This window comes from Niastella vici (genome assembly GCF_002077945.1).
In the GTDB taxonomy this organism is placed as follows: Bacteria; Bacteroidota; Bacteroidia; order Chitinophagales; family Chitinophagaceae; genus Niastella; species Niastella vici.
The window spans coordinates 336,912-357,565 of the sequence record NZ_LVYD01000043.1 but is presented as its reverse complement, the minus strand read 5'-3'; the positions used below and the strand labels follow the sequence as shown (position 1 = coordinate 357,565).

The following is a 20,654-nucleotide window of genomic DNA, read 5'->3' as shown; positions in this document are numbered from 1 at the left end:
ATGTGTTATAATCTGCTGATAGGCAATAAGCGAAATATTATTTCTTAACCCCTGGTTACCTCCTGTTTACCCCTGCTTCAGGTATTCTTTAGGTTTTCTTTACCTCCGCTTCTCTTTTTTATTACTGCTGGCTACCATGTCTTTACCTTTTCTTTTAGTTGCCTTTTGGTTTGGGTAATATTGCCTTCACCTTTTTATTTCCTTTTTATTACCTAAGGGGTAAACAAAAGGTTAACCTAACATTACCACAATACGACCACAACCAAACCACAACCTAATGGAAGTAGAACAGGAACGCCAATTAAGCAACGCCCATGCGGATATTGTTTGATTGGCCTGGCCATTAGGGAAATACACGGCCGGTGTATTCAGGTAAAATAGGGCAGCTTAACTGGCCCGGAAGATATAACAGGCAAAGGATCTATTATAAAAAGCGAGCAATAATGCATAAGAAGCAAAGGTAAATGTATACATACGGACCGAGGATCAATAAAAACCAACTGATGATATGCAAAAGCCAATCAAACGACTGGTTAACCGATCATCGCAATTGGTCCCAAACCTGGTGATCTCCATTTTATCGATCAGCGCCCTTACCATTGATAGCTGTATGCCGGTGGTTTGCGGCGCGGCGTTGTAAATATGAATGGCTTCCTGTATGTAATGAAGCTTATCTTCATAAGCAGCCGAACAATATGCCAGGTCCTCATAACAACAGCCACGTTCGGGGTAGTATAGCTGACCGGGAAAGAAACGCTGTATGGAGTCGATGATACTGAGCAGGAAAAAGATAATATTTTTCGGTTAAAATAATTAAGCCTTTGCAATTATCGAATGCCCGATAGTAGGTAATTATATTAATCCTGAACTTCATACACTGGTAACAAAAATTACCTGTAAACAATTAATTTTTTGGTTACGCGCTGGCTGGCGGTAAAAATTTCTATGAAATAGATCCCGGCTTCGTCAAGGTGAAGGAGTAATTCTTTTTTGGCCGGTTTAATTGTATAAATAATTTGCCCTGCCAGGTTTGAAATTCTCAATTCACTGATCATTGTTGAACTGGTAAGCCGAACCGATCCATTGCCCGGATTGGGAGATATATTGACCAATACATTGGGAGTGGACCTGCCTGAGCGGGAGCTGGCTACTGAAGGTGTTAACGAATTGCCGTTGTTCAAAGCCAATGGTACACAACCAATGAATCCTCCTGTAATTAACCGGATACGGTTATTATAGTAATCGGCAACGTACATATTGCACTTCGCCACGTCAAAAAGTATATAAAAGGGAAAATTTAATTGAGCTGTGGTAGCCGCAATGCCATCACCATTATACCCGGCGGTACCTGTGCCTGCAATGGTGGTGATATTACCGGTACTTTTGATTATTTCCCGCACACGCTGGTTGCTACCCTCACCAATGAACATATTTTCGGCCGCATCAAACTTTATGTACGCACAGCCGGCTAACTGTGCAGTTGTTGCAGGAATTCCGTCACCATTATAACCAAAGCTTCCTGTGCCCGCGATGGTGCTTATTTTGCCGGTGCCGATGTCGATCCTGCGAACCCGTGCGCCGCCATATTCTGCTATGTATGTATTTCCTGCATTGTCGAATATAATTCCGCAGGGACCATTTATTTGTGCCGCCGAGGCAGCAATGCCATCCCCATTGTAACCAGCAGTGCCTGTTCCTGCTACCGTACTAATAACACCTGTACTCTTATCTACTTTACGTACGCGGTTATTGAGCCAATCGGCAATATATAAATTACCGGCGGCATCAAAAGATACCTCATTGGGGTTATTTAATTGCGCGGCTGTAGCCAGGATCCCGTCTCCATTATAACCGGCAGTTCCCGTTCCTGCTACCGTACTAATAATACCTGTGGAAGTTGTTATCTTTCTTATGCGATGGTTGCTGCGGTCAGTAAAATACAGATCACCGTTACTGTCAAAAGCCAAAGCCGATGGAATATTTATTTGTGCAGCTGTAGCCAGTATTCCATCTCCATTATACCCCCCGGTGCCCGTTCCTGCAATGGTGCTTATAAGGCCAGTGCTCATGGTTATCTTTCGAATGCGATTATTGGAAATATCAGCTGCAAATAAATTACCTGTACCATCAAATGCCAATCCCTGAACGCCATTAAACTGGGCAGCCGTAGCCGGTATTCCATCCCCATTATACCCTGCTGTGCCCGTTCCTGCAATGGTGCTTATATTTTGTGCATTGGTGAGTGGTGGTAATAAAACCAGTAAAAAAGCAAGTGTATATAGTGGCCTCAAAAGCATAGTGTATTCTTCACCCATGAACTATTGTCACATTTCCAAAAATTAAACATATAACGAAAAATAATCTCTGTTAGTACAAAAGAGGTACCGGCGCTTTTGCGAGCATACTACCGCGGGAGGAACAGGTTTGGTGGCTGACGTTCTGTGCATGAAAGACCAACAACTCACTGGCTATCAAACTACAATTTTTGCCAGCCGCCTTAAATCCATTAAGAAAAATTCGAAGTTTGTCGTATCTTTGACACAACCAGAGGGGACAAAGTAGAATTATTTTTCGCTTTGTCCTTTTTTTATACCCCTAAACTCCATCCAGCCTATATCGCCGCATGTAGCCTGGGTGAAAAAACCGATCAATGAAAGCGAATTCGCTTATCGTATGCCTGTGTATTGGGGCATGCTGTACTGCATTCCAAGAGGCTCCTGAAATACTCCTGACCAGTCGCCTGTTTAGCGACAGCAGCCATATTTTAAATAAAACCAGTACGGGCCAGCGAGCAATTGGTGATACCACTTCAACGCAGCCATCTTTAAAACCCTATACAAGGCTAATTTTCCAAAAAACCGAACACATAAAAGCCGCCCCCGGCACAAAATCGGTCTTGTTTAATAAAACTGGTCAAAAACTATATGCCATGAACCTCGAAGGCATGAGCATCTATGAATTTGAGCAGGCCAGCAGACAAATACAGCGGGAATTTAAATTTAAACCAACGGAAGGTACCGGGTGGGATTATGAAACCAACAAACCCATGCCCAGCTTTGAAGAAAAGCCGGTGGAAGCCTGCCTCAGTCATGACGACAAGGTGTTATGGGTTTCCCTGCACAATGCCGCCAGCATTGTACCAATTCCCACAGAACCAGGCACTGGTTACAAAGAAGACACTTCAAAGATCAGGGTAAAACAAAAAAAGATCTATATAGAATATACGGGCTCTGCTAAAAAAGACACCATACAGGTGCCGGTTATTGCAACAGGGCTTACCCCAAAAATAATTGCCCGTACTGCAGACAGCAAACATTTACTGGTAAGCAACTGGCATTCTCAAACGGTGAGCGTGCTGGCTACAGATACTGCAGCTTTTCCTTATGCGAAAACAGTGAGCACCGTTCCGGTTTCGGCCATTCCAAGAGGTATAGTGGTTGATGACCTGCGGGGAAAATCGTATGTAGCCATAATGGGTGGTAAAACCATTACTGTCATCAACAACGATACCTGGACAAAGGAAGCGGATATACCCGTTGCATCGAACCCACGGCATATCGTTTTAACCGACAGTGGCCGCTTACTGGTATCTTATAACAAGCTGGCCCGCATCGCCTGTATTGATCCCATAACCCGCAAAACATTATTTTCGGCCGCCACCCATGCACAACCGCGTACTATTTCGCTCTCAAAAAATAATAAATTCTTATTTGTAACCTGCTATAGCAGCGACAAAGTGGAAGTATTCAGGATCAACAATAACAGCTTTACCCGCATAGCTTGCTTTACCTGCGCAGGCCACCCGGTAGGGGTTGATCTTTTTGAAGATGATAATAAACTGGAGGCCTGGGTTTGCAGTTATAATAATGGAACGATCAATATTTTTTCTTTTACAAAAAAATAAGCGGTATCGGTTAACCGCAAGTTATAAATCAGTAATTTACCTGTATAAACCTTTTCTTTATGGTTACTGCAGGAAAATATATGTACCTGGCCGGCCTCACCGAACTGGCGATCTATAATTTTTTCAAAGGAGATTTTGCCATGACCAGGCCACCTGCCTTACCTGAGTGGCTGAAAGGGATCAATCCTGTGATGGCATATGTTGCCGGCATTTTGCTGTTGCTTTGCATTGCACTCGTTATCTGGAATAAATACACAAGCCAGGCACTTATTACCATAGCCGCAATTATTTTTTTATGTGCCACAACCCGGCATGTATTCGCTGTGTGGAAAGATCCGATCAATGGCTTTAAAACATTGTGGCTTATAGGCGCAGCCCTGTTGATATTGTCGGAAGTGGAATATTACCGGAAATATCAACGGCACATTCTCTTTGCCAATGTGATCGTGCTGTTTATGTTCTTTTATCATTGTGCGGTGGCCCATTTTCAATATGCCGCATCGATCCAGTATTTAATTCCATCTTACATTCCTTTCAGGCTGTTCTTTACCTGGCTTGCCGGCATATGCCTTTTATTCGCCGGAATTGGATTGTTGACGTCAAAATTTCAACAGCCGGCGGCCTTACTTTCGGGTATTCAAATCACAGGCTGGTTTTTATTATTGCATTTGCCCAGGGCGTTTACTATGGGCGGTGATGAATGGATAGGCGTAGGCGAGTCACTGGCAGTGGCGGGAATTTGCTTTATGTTGTATGGGATGTTCCGGCGCGCGCATCCGATTGCATAAATAAAAAGCGTTGAATGGATTTTTTTTATTTTCTTTCCTGTAAAGCTTGCCACTATGATCAGAAAGAAAATAGCCTGCCTCTGTATTCATATAATAACGGGCCTGCTAATTGCTTTAACCGGCAGCGGTCAATCTGCATCAGCTCAGCAGGCACCAGCACCAATAAACAAACCCAATGTTATCTTCATTTGTGCCGATGACCTGGGCTATGGCGATCTGAGTTGTTATGGCGCCACAAAGATCAAAACGCCCAACCTAGATAAACTGGCTGCACAAGGCATTCGTTTTACTAACGGGCACTGCACCTCTGCCACCTGCACGCCATCGCGCTATGCATTTATGACGGGGCAATATCCGTGGCGTAAAGCGGGTACTGCTATTTTACCAGGCGATGCAGCTTTGATAATACCTGTCACCGGAACTACCCTGCCAAAAATTTTTCAAAAAGCAGGCTATAAAACAGGCATTGTTGGTAAGTGGTATTTGGGTTTGGGCAATGAAGTAGCCAAAGATTGGAATGGCGAAATAAAACCAGGGCCCAATGAAACCGGGTTCGATTATTCATTTATTTTCCCTGCTACTGCCGACCGGGTGCCCACGGTGTTCATAGAAAATCATACCATTACCGCCCTGGACCCTGCAGATCCTATTGCAGTTGATTATAAAACGAAGATAGGGAATGAACCTACCGGCAAAGAGAACCCTGAGTTATTAAAATTGCAGAGCACCCCCAACCACGGACACAACAATACCATTGTTAACGGCATCGGTCGTATTGGCTTTATGACCGGTGGCAAAATAGCAAGATGGACCGATGAAGAAATGCCGCTCACCTTTCTGCAAAAAGCAAAGAACTTCATTGAGGAAAACAAACGCAACTCCTTCTTTTTGTATTATGCACTTACCGAACCTCATGTACCCCGCATGCCTTCCACTATTTTCAAAGGTAAAAGCGGCCTCGGTTTAAGAGGGGATGCCATACTGCAACTCGACTGGGCAGTTGGCGAAATTATGAAGCAGGTGAAAATAGCAGGTATCGAGAAAAACACCCTCATTATTTTCAGCAGCGACAATGGCCCGGTGCTCGATGATGGTTACCTCGATGGGGCTGTTACCCAACTAAATGGCCATACGCCCTGGGGACCGCTACGTGGTGGCAAATACAGCGCTTTTGAAGCAGGCACCAGGGTGCCTTTCATAGTTAGCTGGCCGGGCAAAGTGCAACCCCATACATCAGGGGCGTTAATTTGTCAAATTGATTTCATAGCATCATTTGCAAAAATGCTGGGGCAAAACATTCCAGCAGGCGAAGCGTACGACAGTGAAAATATGCTGGATGCCCTGCTGGGTAAAACCAATACAGGCCGAACTACATTGGTACAGCAGGGTGGCGCTTTATCGATTGTAAAAGGTGACTGGAAATATATCACGCCAAACGATGGGCCCGCCAACACCGGTCCCAAACTAACCAATATTGAAACAGGTAACTTACCCACGCCGCAATTATATAATTTAAAAGAAGACATTGGCGAGAAGAATAACCTTGCCCAAAAATATCCTGATAAGGTAAAAGAACTTTCGGCGTTGCTGGAAACTATTAAAAATAAAACTCCTTAGCGCGGCCAAAAAGTTGCCCGAATTTCATCAAAGGTGAAAACTAAAAAGACAGTAATTTGCCAACACCTTTATGAAAAAACACCTCACCTTAATAATAGCCCTGCTTCTTTACAGGCATTTCCTGCCCGCCCAGCAATTAAATGCCTATTATACTGATTCTATCAAATTAACCCGGTTCTCCTGGCCCTGCGCCGGCGTAAACGACCCGCCAGGCTGGCTTCCACGCTCCGGTTGCCAGGTGAGGGAAAAACAATTGAAAACGGAGTATCCGCCCTATATCATTGGCGGCGGCTGGCGCACCTATTTTTTCACCAATGGTGGCGAATCGTCCATAGCATCACATCCCAATAGTATGTTGCAGGGTGGCGAGCTCAATTTCAGGGACAAGGGCAGCGCCCCCACCCTCATCTGCACCCCTTCTAAGTGTCCAAACGGCGAGCCCTGGCGACTGGAGTATTACAGCGCCTATTCGGCGCAGTATCTTGATCATTCGGCAGCCGGTACGGTGTCGGTAGCTTTTGTGGAAGGGGAAAACTATGAATTGCCCGGCGTTGGCGACCCGGTTTCCGGTTGCAAATACCAAAATGGCGATATCAACACCACCTTTCTCTGCATCGCCTATACACCCAATACCCAGGCTACTAATTGGGGCCATCAGTATTTTACCGATATGGGGCCCATCATTTGGCCGGCTACGGGCTATTTCCTCCCCAATGGTCAAAAAGCAAGTGTTGGTTGTGCAAACAATACCACCATACAGGCCGATGACGGATACCTGTATGTATTCTATAAAGACCAGAGTTACTACCCTACCGGTGTGGCCATGGGTGCAGGGCGGCTGCCGGGCATTAAAGTGGCCAGGGCGCCCATCAACGATGCCCTTGACCCCCTCGCCTATCAAACCTTTTATGAAGATGCCAGTGGTATTCATTGGAACCCCTCACTGCCGGCCGGCTTTAACAAGAGCAATATTCAGCGTTATTATGCAACCCCGGGCCCGCAGGGTTCCCTGCTTCTTGAAACCGACCGTGATTATACGCGGTTTGCAGTGGCCAAAGTCAACGGCACCAACTACTACATGGGGTTAGGCAATTACCCCGATCCGGACCCCAATAAAAAATGGCAGGATGCCGACGGAACCTGGTATAGTCCCCAGATCACGACTTTGAAATATTCTTATGACCTGGTGCACTGGTTTGGCGATAAGCAAATTTATACCGCGCCAAGCTATAAACTCAGCCAGTTCAATTATCCTGTTTTTCTAAACGCCAATGGCTGGACGAACACCTCCATCGACGAAAACAATTTCTATATCATAGGCACAAAGCCTGAATATAACGGGGTAAAGAATGAAGTGTATTATATGCGGGTGTATATTCCTACTCCGACAATTTAGCTTCATGCTTTCGCAAGGCTTCCAGCTTTTGCCTGCCATATGAAAAACGGGTAATGATCACAAACAACACCGGCACAATAAAGATCGATAACATAGTGGCCGATAGCATGCCGCCAAAAACCGTCCACCCGATGGTTTTACGCGCATTGGCGCCCGCACCGCTGGCAAAGGCCAGTGGCAGAACACCCAGTATAAATGCCATAGAGGTCATAAGAATGGGCCGCAACCGCAGCTTTACCGCCTCCAGCGTTGAGGCAATAAGCTCCTGCCCCCTATCAACACGCTCTTTGGCAAACTCAACAATCAAAATAGCATTCTTGGCTGCCAGCCCTATCAGGGTAATTAATCCTACCTGGGCATATACGTTATTGGAAAGTGTTTTTATGAAGGTGAGGGTAAGAATAGCCCCGAAGGCGCCAATAGGCACCGCCAGCAATACCGAAAAAGGCACCGACCAGCTTTCGTACAACGCCGCCAGGAACAGAAATACAAATGCCACTGACAAGGCAAAAATGTATATAGTTGTTGAACCGGCATTAACTTCTTCCCGGCTTAACCCTGAAAATTCGTACCCATACCCTGTAGGCAACACTTTATCGGCCACCTGCCGTAATGCGGTAAGGGCTTCCCCGCTGCTATAGCCTTCTTTTGATCCGCCGTTCACTTCTGCAGACCTGAACAGGTTATAGTGTTGAATAAGCGGTGCGCTTTCGGTAGTAGTGTAGGTGGTAACCGCACTTAGCGGTATCATATTCCCGGCCGTGTTACGCACATAATATCTTTGCAGCTCACTTATATCGCCCCGGAATGTGGTGTCGGCCTGGGCCACTACCCTGAAATTCCTTCCATAAATATTAAAATCATTTACATAGCGGCTACCCAGGTAGGTTTGCAGGGTGTTGAACACATCCGCAATAGAGACCCCGAGCTTTTTGCATTGCTCTCTATCCACATCTACCTTATACCCCGGCGTACGGGCAGTGAAAAATGAAAATGCCCGGTTGATCTCGGGCCGCTTATTGGCTTCCATTACAAAATTCTGCACTACCTTTTCAAAGGTTTTGAGATCATCGGTGCTTTCGCGTTGCTGTAATTCAAAGGTAAAACCTGCGGTTTGTCCTAACCCGGGTATGGGCGGCGGCGAAATGACTACAATATTGGCGTCTTTGATCGCTGATAATCTTTTTTGCACTTCAGCAATTACGCCGTTTATCTGCAGTTGTTTGTCTGTTCTTTCATCCCAGGGCTTTAATTGCGTAAATACGGTGCCGGCATTCGATTTGGTGGAGAAGGTTACCACGTTTAACCCGCCCAATGCAGCGTAGTGCGCCACGGCGGGCATGCTTTTCAATGTACTTTGAATGGTGTTCAATACTTCAATGCTGCGGCTGGTTGATGATGCTTCGGGCAGTTCATAGGTGATATATACGCGGCCTTCATCTTCTGTTGGAATAAAACCGGTAGGTTTATTTTTAAACAACAAAAAGGTGCCCAGCAAAATTAACAGAAGGAATATGACCACATAACGCGCACCGCCGATAAATCTTTTTACGCCCCGGCCATAGGAAGCCGTTGTTCGGGCAAACCATTCATTAAATACAAAGAAGAACCGGTTAAGCCCCCTGGCCTCTCTATTGATATGGCTGGGCTTCAGGAGCAGGGTACATAAAGCCGGCGTAAGCGAAAGCGCTACAAAAGCCGAGATCAATACCGAAATGGCAATGGTAATGGCAAATTGCTGATACAGCCTGCCCACAATGCCGGGTATAAAGCCAACCGGTATAAACACCGAAGCCAAAATGAGGGCAATGGCCACCACGGGCCCCGAGATATCTTCCATGGCATGCTTGGTAGCTTCTTTGGCCGACATTTTTTGATCGTTCATATAATGCTCTACCGCTTCCACCACCACTATGGCATCATCAACAACAATACCTATCGCCAACACAAAACCAAACAGGGTAAGCGTATTAATGGTAAATCCAAGTGGTATAAAAAAAACAAAAGTGCCAATGATACTGACCGGAATGGCAAGTACCGGGATCAACGTAGCCCGCCAGTTCTGTAAAAACAGGAATACCACCAGCACAACCAGCCCCAATGCCTCCAGCAGGGTGTTCACCACTTCATGAATAGAGACCTTTACAACAGATACGGCTTCAAAAGGAATTACATATTCAACATCGTTGGGAAAAGATCCTTTTAAACGGCTCATTACATCATATACGCCCTGCGCAGTTGCCAGTGCATTACTGCCGGGCGCCTGGTAAATAAGCAGGTATGAGGCCCTTCTGCCATCTACATACGAATTATTTGAATAATTGAATTTGCCCAGTTCTACGCGGGCAACATCTCTCAGGTAAACAATAGAACCGTTCTGTGGGTTACTGCGTACAACAATACTCTTAAACTGCTCGGCCGAAGTGAGCCGGCTGTTGGTGAACACGGTGTATTCAAAAGCCTGCACCGAGCGTTGCGGCGGAGCGCCTACCGAACCGGCAGCAATTTGCAGGTTCTGCTCCTGCAGGGCGGCCACCACTTCACTGGCAGTAATGCCTAATTGCGCCAGCTTATCAGTCTGCAGCCAAACGCGCATACTGAAATCATCGGCACGGGAAAATACGTCACCAACACCCTTCACGCGCAACAGGGCGTCTTTAACATAAATATTGGTAAAATTATCGAGGAAGGGGACCGCGTGTGTTCCTTTGGGTGAAAAGATGGCCACCAGCATTAAAATACTGGGGTTACGTTTACGAACGGTAAGTCCCAGCCGTTTAACATCATCGGGCAGGGCAGGCGTAGCCACGCTTACCCTGTTTTGAACATCCAGCGCAGCAATATCAACGTTAGTACCTACTTCAAAAGTCACGTTCATGGTGGTACGGCCATCGCTGGTGCTGTTGCTTTGCAAAAAAGCCATGCCGGGCGTACCATTTATTTGCGTTTCAACGGCAGTGGTGGTTGTTTGTTCAACCGTTTGGGCATCGGCACCGGTGAATGCGCCGGTTACCTGCACAACAGGCGGCGTGATATTGGGATATTGCGCTACGGGCAAACCGGTCATTGCCAGTAAGCCTGTCATTACAATCACAATAGAAATCACTATAGCGGTTACCGGTCGTTTTATAAATGTGTTAGCGATCATATTGTAGCTGCTTGAAAGTGTTCAATAGTCAATATCACTTTGCGGCGGTGGGCGCTCCTGCCGGTTTTGGTTGCCCTAACTGTACTGGCGCCCCTTCTTTTAATTTTTGCAGGCCATCAGTGATCACCTGTTCGCCTTCGTTCAATCCATCGTTAACAACCACGCGGTCGCCAATTTTGGCACCGAGGCTCACCTTTTTTTGATGGGCCAATTTGCCATCGGTCGTATATACAAAGTATTCGCCCATTTGCTCCACAACAGCCTTTTGGGGTATCAGTAATTTTTCGGTATTGGCATTGTTCAGGATCTGCACATTGGCCGTCATACCGGCTTTGAGGTCGCTTTGTTTATTAGGAAAAACCAGCCGGGCTTTAATAGTGCCTGTTTGCGGATCAACCGCCCGGTCAATGAAATAAATATGGCCGGGATGCGGGTATGTTTCCTGTCCGGGCAGTATCAGTTTGAAAGTAGAATCACCCGCATTGGCATTTTTCTTTTGCAGTTGCCCAAAGCGGTAGAGGTCTTTTTGATCAATAGCCAGGTCAACCGCCATGGGATCATCGGAAGAAATGGTATTCAACAGGGTTTGACCCGCCGAAACAGCTGCTCCCAGTTTGGCCAGTGAAATACCAATAGTGCCATCGAAGGGTGCATAGATAGTAGTATATCGTAAACCGGTTTGAACACTTTCTACATTGGCTTTGGCAGCGGCTACCTGTTTTTTAGCAGCTTCCAGGGCAGCTTCGGCATAATCAACCTGTTGCTTAGCAATAGCATCGTGTTTTTCCAGCTCATGGTAGCGGTCGGCATCCTTTTGCGCTTTCATCAAATTGGATTCCTGAACCTGCAAACCGGCCTGCGCCTGCTGGTAATTCGCCATGTATTGCTGCCGGTCTATTTCATAGAGTTTCTGTCCCTTTTTAACCCGGCCGCCCTCTTTAAAAAAGATACCGGTCAAATAACCGTTTACCTGTGGCCGCAGTTCAACCTGGTTCAGCGGGGTTACCGTAGCCGGATATTGATCGTAATAAGAAGCCCTGCCTTTGGTTACCGTATATACATTTACCGGAACGGGGGGAGGGGCCGGTTGTGCATTGGCTTTATCGTCTTTACACGATGTAAAAAGCCAACCGGCGCCGGTTATAATAATTGCCCATGAAAGCTGCTTGTTCATATGCATTCGCTTTTATCTCAGTACGACAGAGTACCGAGCGCTTTTTCAACATCTATTTTACTTGATAATAACTGGTATAATGAATTATAATAGTTCAGTTGCGTGGTGTGCAGGTCGGTTTCGGCAATAATAACTTCCAGGTAGGTTTTAACACCTGCCTTATATTGTAATTGCAGCGTGTTGTAAACATCACTGGCCAGCTCAAGGTTTTCCTTCTGCGTATAAAAATCGCTGAGGTTGCTTTTATAGGTTGCCATTGCCTGGCTGTATTGGGTGTTGATCGTATTTTTAAGATCGGTTATTTCATACTCATTGCGCTTTAACTGCAGGTTCGCCTGCCTGATGTTCCACAGGCGTTTGCTGCCCTGAAAAAGCGGCCATGCCAGTTGTAAACCGATGTATGAATTGGGAAACGAATGACTATACAACTTTGAAAATTCATCATTCTGATAAACAAGGTTATAATAACCGAAAGCAGATAACGTGGGAATATAACTCCATTGATTGTATTTTACATTGGCCTGTAACAACTGTTGCCGGGTTTGCATTTGCTGATATTCAATGCGGCTTTCATACCGCACCTTTTGTAAAGTGTCGAATGCGATTGCCCCTTCCATATGAGCGGTATCGAAAGATAACTGCAACGGTTGTTCGGCAGGGTACCCCATTTGCTGCTTCAGGTACGCATACCGGGCAGCCAGTTGCTCCTGCGCCGCTTTGCGCCCGGCTTTGGCATTGTTGAGGGAGATGGTCGCTCTTTTATAATCGGTTTTATCGGCCACGCCGCTCTGGTATTGGTAAAAGGCATCTTTCAAACTTCTGTCGAGCCGGGTAATGGTTTCCTCCAACACCTGTATTTGCTGCCGGGTTAGCAGCACATCATAAAATGCTTTTGAAATGGCGGCAGTTACATCAATCTTACCGGCCGTTGTAGTTTGGCGGGCCTGCAGGCGAACGTCGCGGGCTGTACGGCTTGCCAGCAATACATCCCGGTTAAAAATAGTTTGTGTTAATGCCAACTGGGGCGTTGAATAATTACGTACCCCGGTTTGAATTTCCCGTTTGGGGCCGGTGGGGTTGGTGAAGTCTGGAAAAATAGACACAGGCATCTTGAGGTAATACTGATAATTGGCCGTGAGGTTTAGTTGTGGGTACCAGTCGGCCAGTTTGTTCCTGATAGTTGTTTCGGTTATTTCTTCATCAACCATCGAAGCCCTGATGGCGGGCTGATGTTCCAACCCATACCGGATACAATTTGGCAGGGTCGCTTCTGCAAGCGTAGTATCAGTTATTGCCTGAGCGTACATCAATGAAGGGTACAGTATCAAGAACAGTAGTATAATAGATACACCTTTCATAGAACATGTAATAACAGGTGATTAAATAACGGCTAAAAGTCAGGGCAGTATTAGGGCAGGAAGGCAGGGCAGGAATAAAAGCCGGTTAAAATTATGGGTTATTAACAACCCGGTTGGCCAAAAGTTGTTAAATGGTCATTAATAACGAATTTAAATTAATATCTGTTCACTACCAATAAAAAAGCCGGCAACGCATTGGATATCAGCCCAACATGTTGCCAGCCGCTTTGCCTGTCTTTAGCATTGGGAACCGCTCCCTCTTTTACACCCTACCAGTGCTTTTGTCATTTAGCATAATACTTCTTCTTAATATACTCGTAAGCCTTTCGCTCATTAATTGATTGCAGTTTTGCCAACTGCAGGTATTTTCTATAATATTTTTTGGCAGCGCTGTAGTTTTTCAAACTGCCATCCAGCACACGCCCACAGTTATACAGCATCAAAGGGTCTTTGAACAAATAGTAGGCGGTATCATATTGGGCAATTGCCTTTTTAAATTGTTTCATCTCTTCATAGTTATCGCCCAATGCATTAAAATAATATTCAGCCGTATTTGAAATGGCCAGTGCCAGACAGGTTTTAAGCAGCTCATTGCTTTTATCAAATTCCCGTAATTTGGCATGTGATTTTGCAGCATAATAGAAGATGTTCTCGCCTGCCATCCCCTTGTCGATCAGGAAATCACAAACCCTGATGCACTCATTGTAAAGTTTGAGATTGTAATAGGACAAAACCACCTGCGTAAGCGCGGTTAACGATCCTTCGCCCAGGCGTATTAATCTTTCACCTGGTATAACAACCTGTTGAAATGCCCCAACTTCGTAAAATGATCTTATCCGCAATTTTAAATAAAGCACATTTAAAGAATCCTTCACCAGGCCTTCATCGATTATACTATCTGCCCGTACATAATTTTTCTGGTCAATTAACAATTCTGCCAGTCCTGCGCCATTTCTACTATCGTTAGGCGATAACCCAAACGCATGCGCATAATAAATAAAGGCAGAATCTTTCTGGTTCATTCGCCGGAACAACTCACCCATCTTTCTGTAATAAACTGCTTTATTGGGGCTGCCACTGATCAGCCGGGACACATGTACGCGGGCAATTTGCGGGTCGGAATTGCTATAGAAGCTGGAAAAATATTGATTCGCCGGGCTATTATTGGAATCGATATCGAGCATTTTTTGATAATACCTGCCGGCATTGTTATCATCATCATTCATTTGATAGGCATAGCCTAAATACCCCAATGTTTGCAGGTTTAAACTATCGGTTCTTTCAGCAGCGAGTAAATAGCTGATGGCCTCTTCATACTGCATATTTTGAAACAGGTCCATCACTATATTTTTATCAACACGTGGCGGCTGGGCGCTTATCTTATGTAGCTGGAATAAAAGAACAATAAAAAGAAATAAGCATTTTTTCATATAAAGGAGGCTTTGGTTGGTTATGGTATTAACAGGCAATCTAAAAAGATGCATCCGTTCTAAGTTTCCATAAACAAATAAAAAAATTGCCCCGGCACCCCATTGGCCGGCCCAAAAAGCCCCCGCTTTTATTCTTGTGAGGAAAAATTCAACACAATACTACCTCCCTGCTGACTGATATGCAGCACTGCTCCATTACCTGGTTGTGAGCATGTTCCTTTTTCGGCCCGGATGCGGTAATTCATATTTTCAAACTGGCAGTTAATAGCACCGGCGTCAACTTTTTTGAAGGGTAAGGGAACATCCTTTGCAGTATTCAGTTCCAGATACCAGTCAATACCGGGTTCACCCTGCCATTTTACCACTAATTGTTGTTCATTTAAATCAATCTCAAATTTGCCCTTCACCGTTTTCATGGGCCAGCTGATATGCATGCGTGAAATTTCCTTACCGCGTGCAACCGGTACAAATTCCGGATCGCCCCCTTCTAACTGTATTGCCTCACCGTTTATAAGCGCTTTCAACCGCAGGCCGGCAAGCTGCCCGGGTTTGCTCCACAAGTATCCATCCACGAAGGGTAATGTAAAGAATGAACATTCATTTGAAGTTGCTATGGAGGTTTCATAGCGTGAGGGGAAGTGTTCATTGAACAAATGAATATCCCGTATTCTTAATGTGCCTTTTTCCCAGATAATATTTGTTCTGTAAAACCGGCTGTTGAACCATATTGTTTTACAATCGCTGCTATCAAGATCCCTGGTAACGGTAAAAGTGGTAGTGGGCGTTACTTTAAATTGTTTTTTGAACCAGTTGCCTGATGCAGCCATCGTTTCCACCGTTAATTTATGTTCATCGCGTAAACGGGCAATCATCGGCATTTGTATTTCGAACCCCTTCGCCATGTTTTTCCAGGTAAAGGAGTTCTCCTGCCCCACCTGCGTATAATTAAAACCCAATTCGGGGCCGTTGGTGAAAGCAGTCAAAAACCATTTTACCCATGTTGAATCGCCGCCACCGAATTTATAGACAGGTTCAATTGTAATAACCCCCTGCCTTGCAAGGCCCAGGCCGTTGTCGTATTGCCTGATGGGGTCGCTGCCCAACATCCTGAATACAGGAACAGGTACCTGGTTTTGTGCAGTTTGCGCCGGCATGTAGGAGTTAATTTTACTTGGATAATAGGCCTGGTTCCAATAACCGCCCCATAACGTGTACCCATCGGTGCCGTATTGGTCCTTACAATTGCTGGAAGCCACAATATGATATTTTTCATACATATAGCTGAGACTATGTGCATCAATGAACCATGAGCCGACAGACTTCGGATAATACCCGAATATTTTTTTGAAATCCTGCATGTATACATCAATCAGCTTTTCGCGTTCGCTGGGTGTATAACCTGTTACAAAGCCAACATTGGCATGCCAGTCCCAGGGATATCGCCCCCGCCACTGCATGCCTGCTTTTTCTATCAGCGGTTGCGGAAGTTCCCACCAGGCGCCAATTTCAAAGCTGTCTCCTGGAAGTGATCTTAATAATGTTTGGTACCGGGGATCGATGAGCGCATCGTATTGTAATAAAAAAGTTCCGCCCAGGTGATATTTTCTCATTATCGCTATCTGCTCCACTACCGTTTGGTAGAGCACATCTTCTGTAATGGCGGGATCTCTTGGTTCCAGCAATCGTATAAAATTCACGATGTTTACAATTTTAGGAACTGTTGGCTCACCCGAAGCAACTGGCTGCGCCCATACAGCCCCTGAAAAATTGAATACACCTAAAAAAACAAAACATCCAATAATACTTCTTCGAACTTTACCGCTTATTTCATCCTTCATTGCAATAATTTTATATTCCAAAAGATAATCATCTCTGCACCCCACCCTTCCATTCGTTAAGCTACTAAAGTTTTTGAAACAAAAGCGACGACGCCAAAAGTTGTATTCATAATAAAAAACACCCCGACTGCAGCCGGGGTGTTTTTATTGGTTCTGAAACTTATTTTAACTGGGCAAGAATTTCCTCCACTTCCTTTTTGCCCCAATGCGGCCCTATGCCGGCAACTGGTTCGCCTGCTAATTTTTGTTTTGCAGCTGTTAGTAACTGTTTTGCCAGCGCTTTATCGCCACCCCACATTTTGGTGTGGCAAATTTTTGCCAGCCCAACAGGTAAAGCACGCGCGGATTATTGGGATCTGCCTGTTTGGCCATTTGTAAATAATTAAAGGCCGCAGGCCCGTACTGGCGCCCATAGGTTTGTGGATTGATAAATACCCGCGCCTGGTTCTGCATCATATAGATGCAGTAGATCTCAGCCAGTTGCTTTTTTTGCCTGGCTGTATCAATAAGCGCTACTGCCCTTTTTATTTCCTCCGCTGCTTTGTTGGCAAACGGCTCTATATTATCAGGATCGTCATTTTGCTTCAGCCAGCCGATCTTCGCATTACAAAAAGCGGCGTAGTAGTAAGGAAGCCATTCATTTTTTTGTACACCGGCAATCCGCAAAAAATCATCTGCCAGTAACTGATAATCCTTAACGGCTTTTGCATTATCCAATTTTGCAAGGGTCGACTGCATTTGCTGTGTATAATCGCCCTGTGCATGAACGGTTGCACCTGTCATTATTGTTACTGTGATCAAAAGAAGTATCCTTTTCATTTTTATATATTTTGGTTTATAAATAGCTCATAATTTTTCATTAATAAAATCATCGCGCCTGTCGATTCCGAACGACATAAACAAACCGATGTAATAACTGCGGGGCGCCGGTTGCGTGATGGGCATTTTGTTTAGCCCACTGTAACTATAGTTGTAGCCAAAGACCTGCTTTGTACCAAACACATTGTTGATGCCAAAGCCAATACCCGAAAAATCTTTATGCTTCCATTTTTTGAACAGGTTGAACAGGTAAGCGAAACTCAAATTCATTTGGTTGTACAGGTTAGTAGTTCCTTCGTTCAACACAACCGGCTTGCCGGCCACATCGTTCTGGATATTGTAGTAAGGCCGGCCCGTTGCCAGCGTATAAGAAAGGTTTGCGCTAAGATTTATGTCCTGAAAAAATCTTTTTACCGCAAGGGAGGCGGTATGCGGCGTGGCAAAATTGGGTTGCAGGGCATAGGGATAATTGAGAAATTTCCGCTTTGTATCGAGGTAAGTATAGGTAACCCAGTAATCAAAATCTTTGAACGTTCTTTTATCCCGGAAAAACAATTCAATACCTTTTGCATAACCGCTGCCATCATTTGCAGTGACCGGCTGGGTGGTTACCAGGTCTTTATATTTTTTGTAGTAAGCCTCCACCCGCAACAGGCGGTTGTTTGCTTTTTTCTGATAGTTGATGATATAATGGCTGGCCTGGGCATAAGTGAGTGTCCTGTTTTGAACGAGATAGGGCAACTCCGGCTTTTGATAAAAAATGCCATAAGCAACATTCACCTGTCCGCCATCAGTAAACCGGTAGGCAAAGCTGATGCGCGGCGCCCAGTTCATTTTATTCAACAGCCCTGAATTTTCGGCCCGCACGCCAATTTTCGCCGCAATATTGCTGGCTATGTACACATCTGTTTCCGCAAATACTGCTGTAAGATTATCCTTCAACGTTGTTAAAGAATCATTGGAACTATATTCATCCCTGCCGTAAAAATGTTCGGCGCCCACACGCAAAGCCTGGTTATGCGGCAGCGTTTTCGTGAACACCATTCTTGCCTGTGCAAAATTTGATAATGTCCTGAGTGTGTTATTCTGATTGCTGTAGGGAAAACCAGGAATGAACAACTGGTGATGATCGCCGTCTTCCAGTTTATTGGTTATATCCTGTTTGTTATAATTGTAAGCAAGCCCGGCATCGATCTTCCAGCCGTTTGATAATAACTCCCGGTAAGAAAGATTCGCATACAGGTTCCGCCCCCTGGTTTCAAATGCCGATAAAAGATCGCTGCTGTCTACATTCGCATTGCGCAGGCCTGTGCGGTTATAACCATAATTAGTATAAAATTTCAGTATGCCCGTTTTGCTGGTCTTAATGCGAAAGTTGGCATCGGTCTCTATGTATTCAGGCGAATGAAAAAAATCAGGTTGCTGCTTCACCACTTCATTGTACAGGGCATAGCTTCCGTAATTGGCATTGATGCCATAACTGCTTTTTTTATTCCGCCCCAGTTCCTGAAAACCTGCGCCAACCGACATAGGAAAAATGTGCAGTGTTGCAGAAGATTTGTCGGGCAGGTCAATGGTCTCAAGGATCAACGCACTGCTCAGGGCCTGGCCATATAAAGCGGAGTAACCACCCGTGTTAAATAAAATACCTTTGAACAAAAACGGATTCAGCCGGGCCGGTTGCATAATACCGGGAACACTGCCATAGTTCGGGCTTTTCAGCAACGTACCATCTACAAATTGTTTTGCTTCTTCGCTTGTTCCGCCACGCACAAATAGGCCTTCTTTATCGCCAATTTGTTGTGTGCCCGGTAAAGAACGCAATGAATTAGCAATATCGCCGCCATTGCCGGCAACGGTCATGGCATCCATGGGTGTTAAGGAAGCGCCTTTTGCTTTATCACTGGCTTCAAAACTTCCGGCCGAAACAACAACAGGGTCCAGCGCTCTTTCCTCGGGCTGCAACACAAAGTTTATTTCTACCAGGGTGTCGTTGATGTCAATTCGTTTTTCTGTTTCTTTAAACCCTATATAAGAGGCAATAATTAGCTGTACGCCTTTCTCTTTCACCGTAAATACAAATTGTCCGGCCGAATCGGTTGTTGCGACGTTGGCCGTCCCCTTAACATAAACACTTGCATCGGCCAGGGGATGTTTGCGGTTATCTGTTACTATTCCTTTTATAGTGGCCTGCGCCAAACAATAATTCGCCAGGCCAATACAAACAACAAGCGCGTAGTATTTTAAAGCTGCCATAACTTTTGTTTTGCAGCACAAAGCTCAGCAGTTGATGCCCGGGAAATTGTGAAGAGTAGATGACCGGAGTAAATGTGGAGACAAAAAAGGGGTGTTTACACGGTTTTTATTTCACCCGGAAAAATGCATCTTTAGAGAATGCCAAATGTCTTTATCAGCCACCGCCTTGTCGACAGTATTCCTGCTGAAAAGTTGGCTGTCGAAATAAAAAATGCCGGTCACCAGGTTTGGTTCCAAACGCTAACCAATTATCACTTTAACAAATCAACCGAACAATTCTATCGATACCAGCAAAAGCTTCGCTTTTGGATTGTTCGTGTCTTTTATCCTTAAATTCCTGGTATTCGATGCCAAGATGATAGAGATCTTTTTGGGCATTAACCCCCAGGTAATGTGCACAGCTTTTAATATGAGGAACCAGATGAGCATACTCTTCTCGTACCCCACCCGTTTCGAAACCGAATTCGCCGCTTGAAGTAAAAAGGACCATTTTCTTATTGGATAAGATGGGTTCAATTGGAAAGTCGCCACGTGAAAGATCAAAAGAAAATGTTTTGTTTATTCTTGCCACCTGATCGAACCAGGCTTTTAAGGCTGCAGGCATACCATAATTGTACATGGGTGTTCCAATAACAATGAGATCGGCGGCTTCAATTTGTTTGATGTATTCATCAGATCTGGCTAATGCCAATTGTAGTTCTTCACTGATCGCGGTTTGGGAAAATGCACCGGCAATCCATTCGGGTGTCATTAAAGGAGGCGGGTCTTTAACAAGATCTAATTCTTTGATTACAACATGGCTGATGCACTTTTTAATACACTCAAGAAAATGCGTGGAAAGTTTCCGGGTAAGCGACCGGTCCATACCGGCGCTGGCCTGTACATTTAAGATTTTCATTATTGACGTCTCATTTGCCGGCAAATTT

14 protein-coding genes are annotated in these 20,654 nt (G+C 45.1%); 5 read left to right on the top strand and 9 right to left on the bottom strand.

Annotated elements, in window-relative coordinates; genetic code table 11:
- Positions 1 to 508 precede the first annotated feature (508 nt).
- A complete protein-coding gene (locus A3860_RS42100; protein WP_262497302.1) occupies positions 509 to 640 on the top strand; it encodes a hypothetical protein in 132 nt (43 codons plus the stop codon).
- A 250-nt stretch (positions 641 to 890) separates the two neighbouring features.
- Here the strand turns inward: A3860_RS42100 and A3860_RS14175 are convergent, their stop codons facing one another.
- Positions 891 to 2,291 carry a T9SS type A sorting domain-containing protein gene (locus tag A3860_RS14175; RefSeq protein ID WP_158085246.1) on the bottom strand — a complete coding sequence of 467 codons (1,401 nt, stop codon included), beginning with the start codon at positions 2,289 to 2,291 and terminating at the stop codon, positions 891 to 893.
- A 638-nt stretch (positions 2,292 to 2,929) separates the two neighbouring features.
- On the opposite strand from A3860_RS14175, the gene A3860_RS14170 reads away from it, so the two are divergent.
- The 4 genes from A3860_RS14170 (at position 2,930) to A3860_RS14155 (ending at position 7,705) form a co-directional block, all read left to right on the top strand.
- Entirely contained in the window at positions 2,930 to 3,904 is a 975-nt protein-coding gene (locus tag A3860_RS14170) for a YncE family protein (RefSeq protein WP_245843543.1), read from the top strand.
- 59 nt (positions 3,905 to 3,963) lie between these two features.
- A complete protein-coding gene (locus A3860_RS14165; protein ID WP_081147354.1) occupies positions 3,964 to 4,692 on the top strand; it encodes a hypothetical protein in 729 nt (242 codons plus the stop codon).
- 54 nt (positions 4,693 to 4,746) lie between these two features.
- Positions 4,747 to 6,309, top strand: coding sequence for a sulfatase family protein (locus tag A3860_RS14160; RefSeq protein ID WP_081147353.1), 1,563 nt, complete (start codon positions 4,747 to 4,749; stop codon positions 6,307 to 6,309).
- Positions 6,310 to 6,379: 70 nt separating this feature from the next.
- On the top strand, positions 6,380 to 7,705 hold the full coding sequence (locus tag A3860_RS14155) for a hypothetical protein (protein WP_081147352.1): 1,326 nt from the start codon (positions 6,380 to 6,382) through the stop codon (positions 7,703 to 7,705).
- On the opposite strand, the gene A3860_RS14150 is transcribed toward A3860_RS14155, so the two are convergent.
- The 8 genes from A3860_RS14150 to A3860_RS14115 form a co-directional block, all read right to left on the bottom strand.
- On the bottom strand, positions 7,689 to 10,853 hold the full coding sequence (locus A3860_RS14150; protein ID WP_081147351.1) for an efflux RND transporter permease subunit: 3,165 nt from the start codon (positions 10,851 to 10,853) through the stop codon (positions 7,689 to 7,691). The two genes, A3860_RS14155 and A3860_RS14150, sit on opposite strands and share 17 nt — an antisense overlap.
- A gap of 34 nt (positions 10,854 to 10,887) precedes the next feature.
- Positions 10,888 to 12,027 (bottom strand): efflux RND transporter periplasmic adaptor subunit, encoded by a 1,140-nt coding sequence (locus A3860_RS14145; RefSeq protein WP_081147350.1) that lies wholly within the window; start codon positions 12,025 to 12,027, stop codon positions 10,888 to 10,890.
- A gap of 17 nt (positions 12,028 to 12,044) precedes the next feature.
- The gene (locus A3860_RS14140; RefSeq protein ID WP_081147349.1) at positions 12,045 to 13,385 is read right to left on the bottom strand and encodes a TolC family protein; all 1,341 of its coding nucleotides are present in this window, start codon (positions 13,383 to 13,385) and stop codon (positions 12,045 to 12,047) included.
- 284 nt (positions 13,386 to 13,669) lie between these two features.
- Complete coding sequence (locus A3860_RS14135; RefSeq protein WP_158085245.1) at positions 13,670 to 14,815, bottom strand: tetratricopeptide repeat protein; 1,146 nt, start codon at positions 14,813 to 14,815, stop codon at positions 13,670 to 13,672.
- A 128-nt stretch (positions 14,816 to 14,943) separates the two neighbouring features.
- Positions 14,944 to 16,653 (bottom strand): hypothetical protein, encoded by a 1,710-nt coding sequence (locus A3860_RS14130; RefSeq protein ID WP_216823437.1) that lies wholly within the window; start codon positions 16,651 to 16,653, stop codon positions 14,944 to 14,946.
- 258 nt (positions 16,654 to 16,911) lie between these two features.
- Complete coding sequence (locus A3860_RS14125) at positions 16,912 to 17,472, bottom strand: hypothetical protein (protein ID WP_143774092.1); 561 nt, start codon at positions 17,470 to 17,472, stop codon at positions 16,912 to 16,914.
- A gap of 27 nt (positions 17,473 to 17,499) precedes the next feature.
- Positions 17,500 to 19,728 (bottom strand): TonB-dependent receptor, encoded by a 2,229-nt coding sequence (locus A3860_RS14120; RefSeq protein WP_081147346.1) that lies wholly within the window; start codon positions 19,726 to 19,728, stop codon positions 17,500 to 17,502.
- 256 nt (positions 19,729 to 19,984) lie between these two features.
- Positions 19,985 to 20,626, bottom strand: a complete 642-nt coding sequence (locus tag A3860_RS14115) for an FMN-dependent NADH-azoreductase (protein WP_081147345.1) — start codon at positions 20,624 to 20,626, stop codon at positions 19,985 to 19,987.
- Between the last annotated feature and the right edge of the window lie 28 nt (positions 20,627 to 20,654).

Excerpts from the sequence above, each read along its gene's own strand:
- A3860_RS14120 (WP_081147346.1), bottom strand. The coding sequence starts at position 19,728 with ATGGCAGCTTTAAAATACTACGCGCTTGTTGTTTGTATTGGCCTGGCG.
- A3860_RS14140 (WP_081147349.1), bottom strand. The coding sequence starts at position 13,385 with ATGAAAGGTGTATCTATTATACTACTGTTCTTGATACTGTACCCTTCA.
- A3860_RS14165 (WP_081147354.1), top strand. The coding sequence starts at position 3,964 with ATGGTTACTGCAGGAAAATATATGTACCTGGCCGGCCTCACCGAACTG.
- A3860_RS42100 (WP_262497302.1), top strand. The coding sequence starts at position 509 with ATGCAAAAGCCAATCAAACGACTGGTTAACCGATCATCGCAATTGGTC.
- A3860_RS14160 (WP_081147353.1), top strand. The coding sequence starts at position 4,747 with ATGATCAGAAAGAAAATAGCCTGCCTCTGTATTCATATAATAACGGGC.
- A3860_RS14155 (WP_081147352.1), top strand. The coding sequence starts at position 6,380 with ATGAAAAAACACCTCACCTTAATAATAGCCCTGCTTCTTTACAGGCAT.
- A3860_RS14150 (WP_081147351.1), bottom strand. The coding sequence starts at position 10,853 with ATGATCGCTAACACATTTATAAAACGACCGGTAACCGCTATAGTGATT.
- A3860_RS14115 (WP_081147345.1), bottom strand. The coding sequence starts at position 20,626 with ATGAAAATCTTAAATGTACAGGCCAGCGCCGGTATGGACCGGTCGCTT.
- A3860_RS14125 (WP_143774092.1), bottom strand. The coding sequence starts at position 17,472 with ATGAAAAGGATACTTCTTTTGATCACAGTAACAATAATGACAGGTGCA.
- A3860_RS14145 (WP_081147350.1), bottom strand. The coding sequence starts at position 12,027 with ATGAACAAGCAGCTTTCATGGGCAATTATTATAACCGGCGCCGGTTGG.
- A3860_RS14130 (WP_216823437.1), bottom strand. The coding sequence starts at position 16,653 with ATGAAGGATGAAATAAGCGGTAAAGTTCGAAGAAGTATTATTGGATGT.
- A3860_RS14170 (WP_245843543.1), top strand. The coding sequence starts at position 2,930 with ATGAACCTCGAAGGCATGAGCATCTATGAATTTGAGCAGGCCAGCAGA.
- A3860_RS14135 (WP_158085245.1), bottom strand. The coding sequence starts at position 14,815 with ATGAAAAAATGCTTATTTCTTTTTATTGTTCTTTTATTCCAGCTACAT.